11 protein-coding genes, 1 rRNA gene, 1 pseudogene and 1 riboswitch are annotated in these 15,715 nt (G+C 34.2%); of the genes and pseudogenes, 10 read left to right on the plus strand and 3 right to left on the minus strand.

Annotation, left to right across the window (positions count from 1 at the left end):
* Positions 1–114: 114 nt before the first annotated feature.
* Both ACZGCQ_RS13450 and ACZGCQ_RS13455 read left to right on the plus strand, forming a co-directional pair.
* Positions 115–852: a hypothetical protein gene (locus tag ACZGCQ_RS13450; RefSeq protein ID WP_481266579.1), complete on the plus strand. Its 738-nt coding sequence runs from the start codon at positions 115–117 to the stop codon at positions 850–852.
* The gene (locus ACZGCQ_RS13455; RefSeq protein WP_481266580.1) at positions 849–2,684 is read left to right on the plus strand and encodes a hypothetical protein; all 1,836 of its coding nucleotides are present in this window, start codon (positions 849–851) and stop codon (positions 2,682–2,684) included. The genes ACZGCQ_RS13450 and ACZGCQ_RS13455 overlap by 4 nt, the downstream gene beginning before the upstream one ends.
* Positions 2,685–2,911: 227 nt before the next feature.
* On the opposite strand, the gene ACZGCQ_RS13460 is transcribed toward ACZGCQ_RS13455, so the two are convergent.
* The gene (locus ACZGCQ_RS13460) at positions 2,912–4,525 is read right to left on the minus strand and encodes a DUF4435 domain-containing protein (RefSeq protein ID WP_481266581.1); all 1,614 of its coding nucleotides are present in this window, start codon (positions 4,523–4,525) and stop codon (positions 2,912–2,914) included.
* Between the two features lie 396 nt (positions 4,526–4,921).
* Here ACZGCQ_RS13460 and ACZGCQ_RS13465 point away from each other — a divergent pair, with 396 nt between their 5' ends.
* Both ACZGCQ_RS13465 and ACZGCQ_RS13470 read left to right on the plus strand, forming a co-directional pair.
* Positions 4,922–5,509, plus strand: a complete 588-nt coding sequence (locus ACZGCQ_RS13465; RefSeq protein WP_481266582.1) for a recombinase family protein — start codon at positions 4,922–4,924, stop codon at positions 5,507–5,509.
* Between the two features lie 293 nt (positions 5,510–5,802).
* Positions 5,803–6,981: an ATP-binding protein gene (locus tag ACZGCQ_RS13470; RefSeq protein WP_481266583.1), complete on the plus strand. Its 1,179-nt coding sequence runs from the start codon at positions 5,803–5,805 to the stop codon at positions 6,979–6,981.
* A 112-nt stretch (positions 6,982–7,093) separates the two neighbouring features.
* On the opposite strand, the gene ACZGCQ_RS13475 is transcribed toward ACZGCQ_RS13470, so the two are convergent.
* A complete protein-coding gene (locus tag ACZGCQ_RS13475) occupies positions 7,094–9,019 on the minus strand; it encodes a hypothetical protein (RefSeq protein WP_481266584.1) in 1,926 nt (641 codons plus the stop codon).
* Between the two features lie 66 nt (positions 9,020–9,085).
* Here ACZGCQ_RS13475 and ACZGCQ_RS13480 point away from each other — a divergent pair, with 66 nt between their 5' ends.
* A complete protein-coding gene (locus tag ACZGCQ_RS13480; RefSeq protein WP_481266585.1) occupies positions 9,086–10,600 on the plus strand; it encodes an HNH endonuclease in 1,515 nt (504 codons plus the stop codon).
* A 63-nt stretch (positions 10,601–10,663) separates the two neighbouring features.
* On the opposite strand, the gene ACZGCQ_RS13485 is transcribed toward ACZGCQ_RS13480, so the two are convergent.
* Positions 10,664–11,218: a hypothetical protein gene (locus ACZGCQ_RS13485; protein WP_481266586.1), complete on the minus strand. Its 555-nt coding sequence runs from the start codon at positions 11,216–11,218 to the stop codon at positions 10,664–10,666.
* A 222-nt stretch (positions 11,219–11,440) separates the two neighbouring features.
* Here ACZGCQ_RS13485 and ACZGCQ_RS13490 point away from each other — a divergent pair.
* From ACZGCQ_RS13490 to ACZGCQ_RS13510, 5 genes and pseudogenes are all read left to right on the plus strand, one after another.
* Positions 11,441–11,518 (plus strand): annotated as a pseudogene (locus tag ACZGCQ_RS13490) (GMP synthase (glutamine-hydrolyzing)); the annotation flags it as partial.
* A gap of 111 nt (positions 11,519–11,629) precedes the next feature.
* Complete coding sequence (locus ACZGCQ_RS13495; protein WP_481266587.1) at positions 11,630–12,661, plus strand: acyltransferase family protein; 1,032 nt, start codon at positions 11,630–11,632, stop codon at positions 12,659–12,661.
* 69 nt (positions 12,662–12,730) lie between these two features.
* Positions 12,731–12,832: riboswitch (purine riboswitch) on the plus strand.
* Between the two features lie 135 nt (positions 12,833–12,967).
* Positions 12,968–14,272, plus strand: coding sequence for an NCS2 family permease (locus ACZGCQ_RS13500; protein ID WP_035398981.1), 1,305 nt, complete (start codon positions 12,968–12,970; stop codon positions 14,270–14,272).
* Between the two features lie 83 nt (positions 14,273–14,355).
* Positions 14,356–15,267 (plus strand): proline dehydrogenase family protein, encoded by a 912-nt coding sequence (locus ACZGCQ_RS13505; RefSeq protein ID WP_481266588.1) that lies wholly within the window; start codon positions 14,356–14,358, stop codon positions 15,265–15,267.
* A 318-nt stretch (positions 15,268–15,585) separates the two neighbouring features.
* Positions 15,586–15,715, plus strand: a 16S ribosomal RNA gene (locus ACZGCQ_RS13510); the annotation flags it as partial.

A 15,715-nucleotide genomic window follows, 5' to 3' on the forward strand; every position in this document is an offset into this window, starting at 1 on the left:
TTTACCGAAAGGGAATACAGGTATATAACTTTATATTAATTTAAGTCCGTTCTTTTGTCAACAGACATTTTTGGAATGAAAAAAATTAGAAAGGTTATCAAGAAGGAGAAAATTATGAACGACGAAACTAAAAATTTAAAAGTAAAAAAAGGATTAATCGAGGAAACGAATTTGTTGGAAGCTGAAAAGCTACTTTATAAATCATGCAGAAGTGCGTTTAATCGAGTGAGAAATAAAACCAATGAAGTATACCAAGGAGTTCAAATTCAATGGAACACTGCTAAAAAAATGAAAGAAGCTTTAATGAATAATATTGAGTTTTGGAAAACGTGGACTCACTTAACTAAAACTTACATAGAAAGTGGAAAAAGAGCAGGATTAAGACCAACTTTAGACAGAATAGAATCAAATGCATCAATTGGTGGTCACTATTTTGAACAAAACATACGTCCACTTACCAAAAGCGAAAATTCAAAGTTAGGAAGAGCGATTTCGAACCAAGCGCTTTTGATAAAAAATAATAAGCCTACATTATTGATTCAATCAGATTCTCTGAGCGATACGCATTCTAAACTAAAGGTGCTAACGAAAGGCAACATACATAATCTAAAACGAAATACAGGAAAATTTTTAGATATAGGTAATGAATACTCTGTGTTACTTCAATCATTTGATAAAAATAAAATTGATAATTTTGTTGGAAATCGTATTGTTGGTAAGTATGAAGCTAGAATTTATAAAACTCTATTTCTAGTTGATTATTACACTGGAAAAGAGTACCCGCTTGGAGTGAAAGAAGAAAAGTTAATTTTTGATAAGTTCTATCTTCAAGACAGCGAGGGCTTATTATGAAGATAAAACTTATGATGGATACAATGGTATTTAAATCTAAGCCTTGTGGACATGAAGTCCCGAAAATTAATAGACGTTTACTAGAAAATCAAGTATCTATAAATATCGAGGATTTTGCGGAATGCGTTTCTTACGGTAAAAATTTTACACCTGCTTTTTTTGAAAAAAAAGCAGGTGTAATTAACCGCAGAAAAGAGTATTGGAAATCTCAACAAGTTGTTGCACTAGATTTTGATAATGGAATGAGCTTGAAAGAAGCGATAGAAAAGTTTTCAGATACTGCTGCTTTCATATATCTCACTCATTCACATACGGTTTCTAAGCCGAAGTTTAGAGTAGTGTTCATTTTAAATAAGCCTTGTTTTGACTTTTATGAAATAGAAAACTTATTAGGAAGACTACTTACATTGTATCCAGCTGCGGATCAAAAGTGTAAAGATTGTACACGATTCTTCTATGGTGGAAAACAACTGATTGAACTGAACTACAACAATAGAATAAATATTGATAGCTTTAAAACACATAATCAGAAGGTTTTTTCCGGGACATATGATTGTATAACTAATATATCCCGGAAAAAACCTAAACAAACGTCTCACAAATACATACATAATAAGCCTAATGAAAAAATTTCAAGTTCAGAAGCACGAAATATAGATTTGATTAGGTCTCAAAATATTCATGAACTACATAATCGAATAGTACCTAGTAAAAAACAATTTTATAGTGAAGCAGATATAGTTGATTATCTTAAAAAACAAGATTTAAGAAAATATTTAGGAATCGAAACTACTGGTGCTTTTAAGGATATCTTTTCAAACGATAAAAATCCAAGTGCGGGTATACATTTGTCTCATGAAGAAAATGGACATCAAATGTATACATGTCATTCAGAAAAAAATTCATTTTCAGGTACTATCTTTAACGTTACTAAAAAAATATGTGGTGGAAAAAATGATGAAATTCTAGAATTTTTAAAAAAGGTATACTTAATTGAACTTATAGAAAGTCCTTACCAGAAAGAACTGCTCTGTAAGATTGAAGATTATGAAAGATACTTATTATCAGATGAATTTAAGCATGAAAATCCAAACAGTCATAAGATACTGCGGAAACGAAATATGTTAAAAAACTTTCTGATTTTGTTAGATATTTCGAAATTACATCTTCCTCAAGACGAGAAGAGTGGAGTGTTGTTTTATCATTCTCTTGAAACACTTGCTAAGAGGATGGACAAAAGTAAAAGTGCGACTCATAGGTACATTAACTTATTTGTTATCCTCAAAATGATTAAAAAACTTGACGATTTAGAAACTCCACCAGAATTATTATCATTACATAAAAAGACAAAAGCAGATAAACAATATAAATATTATAGTTCTACATATGAACTTGTATTACCCAATGAAAAAGCTTTTTTTAAAGAAGTAGAAAAAATGAGTACAGTATGGATCGAGAAAGGTTTTACTCTCGATAACGTTAATTATGAAAGTATGTACAGAAATTATGGAGCAAAAGAAGCTAATAGAGTATATCCCCAAGACAAAAATAGAGATATTCCGGAACTTAACGAGATTGTTACCAAGTGTATCGAAGAAAAAATTCTAATATTAATTGAAAAAAATAATTGGACTACTGAGGCTATGGTTTTAGAGGAAGTAAAGCTGTATTTTAGAGGACAAAAAAAATTCAAGGAAATACAGTTTAAAAAATGTATATCAGATACTATGGATAAGTACGGTTTGGAACGCATTCGTTTAAACAAAATTTTAAAGGAGGAATTAAAAATCGAAAGCAAGGGCTTCGGTAACATAATACGTAAGTTAACATAAACATAGAAATACGACACCAAGAAGTAATACGAATTATAAAATTCTGGATTAACTTTAGGTGAAACATAAAGATTAACTCAAGATTCATCCAAACATAAAGTTAATCGAGAATTTTAAGGAAAAGCCAAGCTTTTTGTCCCAATATGGGCTTTAAAGACTTGGCTTATTTTAAAAAAATAATCTTGTATTTTTGAAAAAGTTTTATAAAACAATCAAAGGATCAATATTTATAAATCGAGTCCATCGAAATTGCGTAAAAAAATACTTCTTAGTTCATCAGATTCAGAATCGTTTTTCTTTAGCGTTTTTAATATTAACTGACGATAGCCCTTGTCAGAAAAACCTAAACGACTACTCAATTTACTCCTACCTAATAGACTCTTATTGTTAAAGTATTTTAATATCGATGAATAATCTTCTGACTCTAAATACTGTGAAAAATCCGCTATTTTTTCGCTTATAAGAGATGTTTTTTCACTTGCGGTTGCTGAAATTGTGCTCAACGCTTCATGATACGCTTCAATGCTTGGATAGTCTGTATTAATCAAATTTATTACTTCATTATTAATTTGATATTTTGTATGAAGATACGCTTCGTTTTCTAAATTTTCTTTGAAAATTTTAAAAATTTCTTTTTTGTGTTCGTTAAAAACCTCTTGGAAATCTGATGATGCCTTTAGAGAAATAAACTCAATTACTTCTTTTAATAAAAACAAATTTTCTACTTCCGATACTTGTGGAGAATAAATTCTGTGTTCTTTATAACTGTCTAATTCGTCTTGCGATCTTCTGTCTCTATCAATAATTCCGATAGGATCTATATTATGATAACTATCAACATGATTAAAAGATTTAGTCACTTCAATAACTTTACTACAACTGCTAATAGGTATTACATCATAATCTTTAAAGAGTAGTTGATATAATTCATAGTCTAAACTTGATTCTTTGGTACCTTCAACAAAGATTATAGGGTTTCTGCTGCCTATTATATCTAGATATATGTCTTTAGGTAATGAGACATTAGTTACGTCTTCATAATCCCATATGTTTTCTCCTATATAGTTTTTGATCCAAATTAATTTTGCGTTATTTCTAGTGAGGGCAAAATCAATATCGTGTGTCAAAAAAATAAATTTACATTCTGGTCTGTAAGATTCAATTAAGTTCCAGAGTTTTTTTATTATAGAAGGGTGTAAATGATTTTCTGGTTCATCTACAATAATAAATTCTTTATCTTTAGCGCATAATACTGATCCAATAAAATAAAGGACTAATCTTTCGCCGTCACTCATTTCAGAGGCGTTGTATCGTGAATCTGTATCAGCAATCGTACGAACTTCAATTCTTCCTGCTTTTATTTCTAACTTTCTGTGTAAAAAAACTTGTTCCCAAATTTCTTTAATAATATCCAATTTTGTTTGTGGGAAACTCATAACTTCATGTGTACTAGATGCTGCTTTTGTCTCAACTCCTACTTCATATTCCTCGGTATGAAGTAAGACCAATAATCTTTCATAATCATCTAATAAATGAGTCACGGGTTTTGAATGCCATCTGTGAGAATTTAACATTTGTTCTAAGTATTCGATATTATCATGATGATATCCATAAACAAATTCCTTTTCAGCATAGGGTAGAGAGGTGGTGCTAACACTTTCGGGGAAATTTAATGATTTTTGAGCTGAAATCCTATGTGTTTTTTTGAGAGTTTGCTCTAACCATACACTCATTCTAGTCTTCCCAGATCCGTTTGCTCCTAATAAAACGATCGAGTTAAAAGTTTCGAGTTCGAACTCAATTCCAGTCATTTCACTTGAACGTGGTGGAAGTTTAATCATGAATCTCATCTCCTTATCTAATTGTAATGCTGAAATTGATTTGGAATTGCTGATTTATTATTTACACTAATTAAGTACTCTATGTAAAGAGATTTTATAATAAGAGTATAAATACATTTTAACATCGTTGATTCGTACAGTGTATTTTTGAAAGATATTCATTATTAATAAAAACATAAAGAGTATATGGATGAGGAAAAGCGTTTTTGATTAATCATAGTTGTTGGGATGTAAAATACTTATTACTGATAGGCTACACTTAAACGGTAATGAATACGAGAAAACAGAAACCCTTTAGTACCAAGGGTTTTCTTTATGCTTCTTATTACCGTTTGACTGTTACCGATTTATCTGAGTAAAATCAATTTAATAACTGTTATCTTGGAGGTTAATCGTATGAGAATTATTGGTTATATCAGAGTAAGTAGCGAAGGGCAGAATATAGCTAGGCAAAAGAAATCTTTAAAAGATAATGGCTGTACGGAGTTTTACATTGAGAAAATTAGCGGTGCTTCGATGGATCGCCCACAGCTAAAAGAGATGTTGGAGAGCCTGAACGCAGGTGACATGATAATTGTTCATGAAATAAGCCGTTTATCTCGTTCGACAAAAGACTTATTAACGATAGTGGAATTAATAAAAGAAAAAGAGGCGAAGCTAAAATCTGTGACTGATAGTTGGTTGGACTTGTCTGACGATAATCCAATGAGCGAATTGTTGTTCACGATTTTTTCGGGTTTGGCTCAATTTGAACGGAAGATGATTAAACAACGTCAAAAGGAAGGGATAGAGATAGCTAAAAGTGAAGGGAAGTACAGAGGTAAAAAGACTAAATTAGTCGAAGGGGGTAAAGAAGAACAGAGAATGAAAGCTATTCTTGCTGCCTATAAGCAAGGGAAATCAATAAATGATATCCGTATGACATTCAGAGTAGGTACAGGTACTATTTATAGATTGCTTGAGAGAGAAGGTATTAAAGATTAAATTATTATGCTGATACCTTAGTAGGGGGTACTTCTGACCAATTTATTTACTTCGAGTGTGAGTATACGTAATAGCACTCTTACTCCCGCATTCTTTTTATTAATATTGTTCACGTGCGCAAAGTGCTTAAAATCCGCTTTATAGAGATGATTTTAACTGAATTACTAGATATGCTCGTGAGCAGAAATTAGAGGATAAAATTAAAGTTTTATTATGTGACTTTAATTGTTAGTAAAAAAGAAATATATCAACGATCTTTTTATAATAAATAACAAGACTTAGGGGGAATCGTATTGGATATCATTGAACGACTTATAAAATACGAACGAGAAGGTTCGAAACTTGATTTTAAACAAGAGCAATATCATAGAATGAAATATCAAGATTTAATAAAGGATATAATGTCGATGGCGAATGTACCAAGTGAAGGGAAGCGGTATATAGTTATTGGTGTGAAAGATCATCTTGACGGAACAAAAGAATTTTTTTCTATTCCAGATGAAGAAATAGTAGACCAAGCAACTTTTCAACAAATAATAAGAGAAAATATAGAGCCGACTATCGATTTCTCTTATTACCCTTTTGAATTTGATGGGAATATGTTAGGTGTTATTGAAATAGATAATTGTATAAATGCTCCGTATATGATGAAGAAAGACTATGGGAATTTAAAAAAAGGGGATTGCTTTATTAGAAATGGGAGCCAACAAAGTCGTATGATACGAAGAGATTATGATGAAATAGAGCGATTTAAATTTGATAATTTCTTAGGTAGTAAGATTGAAATTGGTTTTAATAAAGATTTTGATTCAAGACTTAGAATAGAAGGTGTTAGGAATGCAAAGTTCCCTTCTGAAGAAGTGAAAGCAGAAATCGAATCTATTTTAAGTAAAAGAACGAATCCTGAATCTACTACTCGTAACAAAACGTTTGGAGGAATATCAAGTGGGTTCCCTAACATTTACTCTCCTTTTCGAAATATTCCTTATGAAGAAAGAAGTACGGAAGATCTAAAAAAATATTTAGAAAATATAGAGGGAAAATATCTCCAACATGACTGGTATTATATGGGCGAGGAAAAAGCTGAAAAGATAAATCTCACAGTGGTAAATAGGGGGAACAAATACTTAGAAGACGTTTTGATAATGCTTGAAATTCCTATTGATTCTGGTGATGTTATGGAAGAGTTGATTGATAAACCAAAACCAAATGAAGTAATTTCAATTGCTGCGAACCCTTTTAATTCTGCGAAACTCTACTATCCACATGTTGAAAAAAAATCAGATGTCTATACTGTTCAACAAAATATTGGTTCTTTGAAACATCAATTACCTATGGAAGTTTTTAATGAAGACTTGAGAGTTTTCTTTGGCGAGAATGTAATAGGGAAGAGCTTTAAATGGTCATATACTATTTATGCAAAAAATCTTTCTAATCCAATCAATGGTAAGTTGATAATAGATATTGTTTAAGACAAATAAAGTATGTAGCAATCTTTTTTAATTAATAAGGTTTTTGGCAGGACAGATGATAGTGAATATATATATGTCCTGCCAAAAAACCTACGTCAAAGCGCATATGTCCTTACTCTTCGAATTGGATATTAAAGAAGTCCTTTTCAGAAAGTTTCTTTTCTAGTAATTGTCGTTTGTATTTTTCTTTAATGAAATGATTTTGCAAATCGAAGTCACCGCTTGAATACACAAATACAATTGTTTGGAAAAGAGATATGGCATAACCCCCTGCAAATTCAACGAGATAAGGTATAATATTTTTGGCTACGTAACCATTGTGAACAATTTGATTTCTTGATTTATATATATAATCAATAGTTAAATCAACTTCTTTTTTCTTATCTTGAATTTGAGTTAAAGCTACTTTATTACTTTTATAAAAATCAATCGTATCTTCAATCATGTCTAACAATTGTATGTCTTTTATACCAAAAGGAAGCTCATTCATTCTTTCGTAAAACGGGATAATAGATACTGAAGATTCCTCGTGATGATTTCTATTTAAGCCCACTTGATCGAGAAAATCATTGGGTATCTCATTTTTATTTGTGCTGTGAAAAAAAGGATTAAGATAAAAGTCTATTGAGTGGTAAAGTCTCTTGATTGGCATGAATTGCTCATTTATCAAATATATGTTCGATATCGCTTCTTTAATGAAACTAAAAGTATTCTCATTTGTTTTTTTTGAAATAGTTGAAAGAGTTTCGATACAAATCCAATAGTTTAATAGTTTATTTTCGTCTGATTCCATTCTCGATTTTGCTATTAGCTCTATCACACTTAAGATAGAGTTCATTTCTACATACATATCGCGCTTTTTAAGGGAGTTAATAATAGTTGAAAAATCTTCAAGGTCAGTTAATTTTTCAGGGTCGCAATAAATGGGAAAGTCTCTACTATACTTTTTCATCGATTCTTTATTGTTATTTGAAAAATTAAGCGCTGTCAAACTATGATTTTTATCCATTCTATGCACAAAATACTGACCATCTGAAAAAATGATATGTTGTTTATTGTCAAAGTTGTAATTAATAATATCTATCAATTCCGAAAATTTTTCTTTTGCAATTTTTGTTGCCAAGTTGTCAGTAGTTGCATTTATCTTTATAAAAGCATTACATCTACTTTTGTATACTGTATTTTCTTCTCCAGTGATTGATGAATAGTTTGTCGAGCTAAATGATTCATCGAAAGCATAATCTTTAAAGATGAGATTTCTATCAGGATCATATAATGAAAACTCTAAAACTTTATTTACTTCTAGTTTAGTAAGAGGAGCTATCATTCCCCAAACAGGAAATACATATAAGTATTCATAGTTTTTAGGGGTCAGATTCTCTTGAAATATTTTCAAACGACTTTCTATATCTAGATTATCAATGTATTCTTTTGATTCGCTCAATGACAATCTTTCTGGTACATATTTAAACAAAATTAGTATTTCTTCCCCGTCTTCTTCAATATATGTTTTGAATAGGTCGTTAATAAAATTCTTTATGTCTTGGATTTGAGTACCAGAAGTGATTAAATCGATAATAATATCTTTGGTAAGCTTTGTGATTTTAATCCTATCTTGTTTGCTAAAGTTTTTATTCTTAATAATTGTTAATAATTCTTCAAACAATAGGTTTGAGAAAACTTCTTTAGCGATTCTTTTTGATAACTCTTTAGCTACTACGTGAGTTCCTTCGTTGTCTTTTTCTTCTAGCTTTCCTTTCAAGATAAGCAGCTCGTTTCGATAAACTGTTAAATGTTTTTCCTTTAAAAATCGCTCGATTAAGTGTATATATACTTTTCTGTTATTATCACTTTCAAATTTATTTAATGTATATTCGTTAATTATGTCCAACAAAACAATGCGAATATTGATTATTTCAATACCGAAAGTTCCTCGTTCTATGTCGTCTGCGATAGAATCCCATATGTTGATCCAATACTGTAACGCGTCACTATACAGTGGATCATCTTTAAATGACTTTAAACTCAAAGAAAGCACCTCACTAATAATTTTATAAATTGGATATAATAACTATACATTACTATAAAGATTAGGAGTGAAATTGTGAAAGTATGGGTTCTTTCTAATAGATTTATCGAGTTTGGATATTTAAGTAAAAATAAAGAAATAGATTTATCGGTTGTTAAAGAAAAGAACAATGAGTCTTTGGAAGTAGGTGATGAGTTATTCATATGGGGTGCATATGAGGAAACTAGAAGTGATTTTCGAATACTCGCAAGATCGAGAGTGATATCTATTTTAAAAAAACAAAAGAGTAATATAAGTATAAAAATTCTCGAAACAGATCTTGAATATAAAATTAGAATAAGGAATTTTAATGAAAAGGAATATTTGTATGATTTAATCTCCTCAAACCTAGAGAATAAATCAATACAACTACTTTCTGAAGATAATGGAAATTATTTGCGTAGGTTTTGGTATTCGCATTATGCTATTTCAAAAGAAGAAACAAGTACTCGTTTTTCGTTAGTTGATTCTTTAGAAGACATTGAAAATAATATGAAGAAATTTCAATTAGATTTAACGAAACAAGAGGAATTGAAAAAAGACCTTCCGAAATTTCAACAATGGTATTACATTCATAAAGATGGTTTGATAGCACCCAGCAAATTTATAGGTTATAAAGACATGAATGGTATTTTGTATGTCGATAAAGATGCTATTGCTTGGACAGATGGTAGGGATACTGAACATTGTTTATCAAAGTGGTTTGTCCCCTATAGGAATGAGGGTCTTGAAAATTACATTAGAGAATCCTTTGGAAAGCCACTTCGGAAAACTTTTAAGATAAATGTTCTTGAAAGTGAGTTAAAAATTATTGAAAGAAAATTTGGTAAAGCTGAAGAGTCCATTAAGCTTCCTGTGCTTAAACCTAATAATAGAGATAGAGAATTTAAAAAATACTCCGACGAAATTAAAGGACAAGTTGTATACGAACATCTTGTAAATTCTAGACAACATAGATGGCTAGATATAAATATACTAGATATAAAAAGTGGTAATACAAAGGGGCGAAATTCGGCAAATATTCTTTATTATTTAGGGATGAAAGCGGACTACAGAGGGATCTTTAAAGGAAAAAGAATTGATGACGTTGTTAAAATCTTAGAAAACAATAACCAAAATTATTCGATTGCTATAAAATTGTTGAAAACACTTAAGTATGAAGAATTGAGTAAAGTTATTGATCTTGATATCGAAGCAGAAAAATCAGAAGAAGGCTATGGTATTGAAGGTGAGTCACGAGATTATTACGGAAAGCGCTATGAGCGAAACGCTAAAAACAGAATGCTTGCTATTCAAGAGCATGGCTTAAGTTGTAAAGCCTGTAAATTTAATTTTGAAGCAGTGTACGGAGAGCGTGGGAAAGATTTCATAGAGGTTCATCATGTAAAACCGTTAAGTACACTAAAAAGAGCAATGAAAATAAATCCTAAAACTGATTTAATCCCACTGTGTTCCAACTGCCATAGAATGATTCACAGAAGAAAGAATGAAGTATTAACTATCGAAGAATTATCTAAGATACTAGAAATGAACAAAATCAAAGGTGACTGATTTGTTTAATTAAAACCGCTTTTAATTTTAAAATCTTCGTAAATTAAAAGCGGTATTTTTTTATTATTTTGCGCTCCCATAATACTTAAGTTTTTCTTCGAAGTAAGAAGTTACAAAATTATCGGCTAATTTAAATGTATCTACTATATAATTAAACTCCTTCTCATTAAATCTACTTAGATAAGAATTTCCTTTGTATACGCTATTAAGCATGTAAAACATCTGATAAATTTTTATTACAGTTAAAGTTTCAATTGTAGTTATCTCCATAAGTTTGAGTTTTATTTTTTCATACTCTTTATTATTAAAGGGAAATGGAGTCAATAGACTTTTATGTGAGTTGCTGCCGTATCCTTCGTTTAAAGTAGATTTAATGTAAGTACTGTTTTCTAAATTTCCTTTAATCTCATTTACTAAAAAAGTTTCAATTGTATTTTTAATGAGTATTCTTTTTTCTTCTAATGCAGCGTTAGCTGCCTTTTCATTTTTTTCATCGTTTATTTTATTCCGTTCTTCCTCTTTCTTTAATTGTATGTTAGTTGCCAATAATGATGCTCCACCACCAACACTAGCGCCAATTAATCCAAAGACTCCATTTAACCATACGTCACTACTCATGATAATAATCCAGCTCCTTATTTTTAATATCTTCAACTGGTAAATTATAAACCTTTAAGTTGATTTAAGTAAATTGATACTTAAATTTGTATGAAAATGGATTGTTTTTTACGTAAGTAACCTGATACTATTGAATTACAGAAATAACACGAATAATCGAAATCCGTATTTTATTAAAGTCTAATTACCATATCGATGAAAGGTTGGTATACCTATGTTTTCGTCAACGAAGTCCAGAACGTTAACCGCGTCCTGTACGATGTGACGTCGAAACCACCTTCAACGATCGAGTGGGAGTAATAAGTGATCAGCACCACGTTTCTGTAAAAGAACGTGGTGCTTTTTTGTTATCTCCTGCTACACTATGAGTTGGGGCTTATTATTCTAAAGGATTAGGTAAGGATATTCGTTATGAACAAACGTGATGCATATTGGGATAATGCAAAATTCGGATTGATTACGCTCGTCGTATTCGGTCATTTGATTGAACCGATGATTTCAAAAGATGTCGGTATGACGAACCTGTTTCATTTCATATATCTGTTTCATATGCCGGCATTCGTCTTCATCTCCGGCTATTTTACAAAGGGACGGATGACGACATCTCGTCTTCTTCGACTCACACTAGACTATCTTGTACTGTTTCTACTTGTACAAACGGTATTCGTCGCAGTGACAAAGTGGATGGGACTTACACAATACGCGTTTTGGACGCTGCAACCGGCGTATATCTATTGGTATCTGTTTGCCGTATTTATATGGACGTTAATGTTGTGGGGAATCGTCTGGATCAATCACTTTCTACAAGTGTCATTATGGTACTTTGTCACGGGAAGCATCATAGTCAGTGTTTATCTCGGCTTTTTTGAAACGATTGGTTGGACACTCAGTGCTTCACGGATTATCGTGTTTTTCCCGTTCTTTTTACTGGGCTATACATTCCGACGACACAAGTTAACCTTTCCGACGTCGGGTGGCGCAAAGGTTTTTGGATTAGGGGTGGGCGGAATCGCAATCGTCCTACTGTTACGTTACCCAGAGACTTTGAACTTTCAATTATTGAGTGGTACAAGCGGTTATGCTCCTATGGGTCTCGGTTTAGAAGGAGCAGGTATTCGACTTTCTTTGTATGCTTTGCAACTGCTTTTAGTCTGCGCTTTTTTTGCTTGGATACCACGACGATATGGAATTGGAACAACACTGGGTGCTCATACATTACCGATTTATGTCGGACACGGTTTTATTGTAAAAGCGATGATAGCTGCATCGTTCTATGACAATGTAGAGAATTGGTATCTGGTATGGGTTGGGGTGGCAACCATTCTAATATTAGTTTTACTTGGAAACCTACCAATGACACTGCAACTATCGAAATGGATCAAGGTAGATTCCGAACAGAAGAACGCTTACAAAACCGAACGTTCGGATAAAATAAGTGGTTAAATTTCGTTTTTATGGTTGACCCATGAATTTGACCGTGCTACGATGTGTCTGTTCTTATTTTTCATACCACTAAAAAAACATAAATAATGCCGTATAATTCTGGGGATAGGGCCCGGAAGTCTCTACAGGAACACCGTAAAGGTTCCTACTACGGCGCACACGCAGCATCGTGCGCTTATTGAAACGGCTTTTACCGCTTAGGTAAGGGCCGTTTTTTGTTTTCAAGGAGACGGCTTATTTGGAAGGAAGGCAATCATGAGCACACAATTGAAACAGCCACACCAACCGAAAGCAAAAGAAAATGCGATTGCGCGTTTCTTTGATTTCAATGGGCTTGGTACGAACATGCGTACAGAGTTCATCGCCGGCATGACGACATTCTTCGCCATGGCGTACATCTTATTCGTTAACCCGAATACATTAGCCGAAGCAGGCATGGATGCAGGAGCGGTCTTCGGTGCCACAGCACTCGTTGCAATCATCGGTTCCGTCACGATGGGATTACTCGCGAACTATCCAATCGCGCTTGCACCAGGAATGGGACTAAATGCTTTCTTCGCCTACAGCGTCGTCATCGGAATGGGCATTCCATGGCAAACCGCACTTTCAGGTGTTCTCGTCTCAGGTCTTGTGTTCATGGTATTAACGGCTTCAGGTATTCGCGAGATGATCATCAATGCGATTCCAGAACCATTGAAAATGGCAGTTGCAGCGGGAATCGGATTATTCATCGCATTCATCGGATTAAAAACAGGTGGCTTAGTCGTCGCGAATGAAGCGACGCTCGTCTCGCTCGGTGATTTAAGTAAAGGAACAACGCTTCTCGCGGTATTTGGTCTTGTCGTATCTGCGGTCCTAATGACGCGTGGTGTCAAAGGGGCGATCTTCTTCGGAATGATCCTAACGGCAGTTGCCGGAATGATCTTCGGTTTGATTCCGATTCCAACAAGTCTTGGTGAAGTCATTTCAGCACCACCAAGCATCGCACCGACGTTTGGACAGGCATTCCTTCACTTTGATGAAATCTTCACGGTTCAAATGATGATCGTCATCTTAACTTTCTTCTTCGTTGATTTCTTTGATACAGCAGGTACACTGGTTGCGGTAGCAAACCAAGCCGGTCTGATCAAAGAAAATAAAGTACCACGCGCTGGTCGCGCATTGATCGCTGATTCAACAGCAACCGTAGCAGGTTCGATCCTTGGAACGTCGACGACGGTTTCTTACATCGAATCAAGTGCAGGGGTTGCAGCAGGTGGTCGTTCAGGAATGACGGCAATCGTCACAGCGTTATTCTTCGGTCTCGCTTTATTCTTCTCACCATTGCTCGCAATCATTACAGCACCGGTCACAGCACCCGCATTGATCATCGTCGGTGTGTTGATGGCAGCTTCACTGCTTCAGATTGATTGGAAAAAATTTGAGTACGCTGTTCCAGCTTTCTTGACCGTCATCATGATGCCGTTGACGTATTCAATCGCAACAGGGATTGCATTCGGCTTCCTCTTCTATCCGGTCACGATGATCGCGAAAGGACGAGCAAAAGAAGTGCACCCAATCATGTACGTGTTGTCACTCGGCTTCCTCGGTTACTTCATCTGGTTGCACTAATCCAAACTGCGTCTTTCTTCTATATAGAAGAAAGACGTTTTTTTGTTAGGAGAGGGTAAGGAAGAAGAGAGAGGGTGATTCAGATGTTACAGCAGATTACTGGACCTGTATTTGAATACTTGGCTGAGAACAGACTGTTGATTCAACTAGCTAGAAAAGTCGGATTACCACTTGGTGGGACGTTATTCGTCGGAGGGCAGGGCGCTGAAGAGACACTCGACACGGTCAAACAATTCAATCAAGATGGACGAGCCGCCACAATAGATTGTTTAGGCGAGTTCGTCGAGACAGAACAGGACGCGGTAGATATCGCGGATGAATGCATCAAAGTCATCGGACAGATCAAAGCATATGATCTAGACGCGCAAGTATCTTTAAAGCTGACATCGATCGGATTAAGAATTGATCCGGATATCGCCTATCAACAGTTGAGTCGCATCGCGGAAGTTGCAGATCAACAAAACATGCGCGTAACAGTCAATATGGAAGAAGCGATAATGATCGAGTCGATCGTCCGAGTATTCGAGCGCGTACATGAACATTATCCGAACGTCGGGATTGCGCTACAGGCAAACGTCTATCGAAGTCGATTTGATTTAGAGTATCTTCAGGCAACAGTGCGTGTCGTCAAAGGGGCATATGACGGAGACGATGAAACTTATATTCAACCAAAGAAGACAGTAGATGAGACATACCTTCAATTAGTAAAAGTGAATTTGCTAAATGGGAACTACACGCAAATCGCGACACACGATGAACAGATCATTCGACAAATCATTGACTTTACTCAAATGAAACAGATTGATCGATCACAGTTCGAGTTTCAAATGCTTCAAGGCATGCGACCGAAACGACAACAAGAGTTAGTTCGACAAGGTTATCGTGTTGTCATCTACGTGCCGCATGGTGTCGACTGGTATACGTATTTGATGAGACGGTTAGCAGAACGCCCGGCAAATATCGCTTTTACAGTAGGTGCCATGTTAAGAAGGTAAAGACTTTGCAAAGAGGATTTAAACTCTTTGCAAAGTTTTTTTGAAATAATGCTTGTGTTTGTCGAATTTTGTTGTTATATTAATAAATGTTCCAGCGAGACGCCTTTTATAAACGGTTCGTTGGGGCTGAAAAGTTTTTTAAAAAGCATGGTTGACATAAACAAAACAACCTGTTAATCTATTAAAGTCGCCAAGGCGGCAGACGAACTTTGAAAACTGAACGATGAGGCAAAAACGTATTCTACGGAATACAAACATGAATGAAGCGCAAGCTTCGTCAATCGTGACTTCGGTCACAAAAACGAGCAAGTCAAACACTTTATGGAGAGTTTGATCCTGGCTCAGGACGAACGCTGGCGGCGTGCCTAATACATGCAAGTCGAGCGCAGGAAACTGACGGAACTCTTCGGAGGGAAGGCAGCGGAATGAGCGGCGGACGGGTGAGTAA

The sequence above is a fragment of the Exiguobacterium sp. HSB13 genome, assembly GCF_056764755.1.

Excerpts from the sequence above, each read along its gene's own strand:
- ACZGCQ_RS13450 (WP_481266579.1), top strand. The coding sequence starts at position 115 with ATGAACGACGAAACTAAAAATTTAAAAGTAAAAAAAGGATTAATCGAG.
- ACZGCQ_RS13455 (WP_481266580.1), top strand. The coding sequence starts at position 849 with ATGAAGATAAAACTTATGATGGATACAATGGTATTTAAATCTAAGCCT.
- ACZGCQ_RS13460 (WP_481266581.1), bottom strand. The coding sequence starts at position 4,525 with ATGATTAAACTTCCACCACGTTCAAGTGAAATGACTGGAATTGAGTTC.
- ACZGCQ_RS13465 (WP_481266582.1), top strand. The coding sequence starts at position 4,922 with ATGAGAATTATTGGTTATATCAGAGTAAGTAGCGAAGGGCAGAATATA.
- ACZGCQ_RS13485 (WP_481266586.1), bottom strand. The coding sequence starts at position 11,218 with ATGAGTAGTGACGTATGGTTAAATGGAGTCTTTGGATTAATTGGCGCT.
- ACZGCQ_RS13495 (WP_481266587.1), top strand. The coding sequence starts at position 11,630 with ATGAACAAACGTGATGCATATTGGGATAATGCAAAATTCGGATTGATT.
- ACZGCQ_RS13505 (WP_481266588.1), top strand. The coding sequence starts at position 14,356 with ATGTTACAGCAGATTACTGGACCTGTATTTGAATACTTGGCTGAGAAC.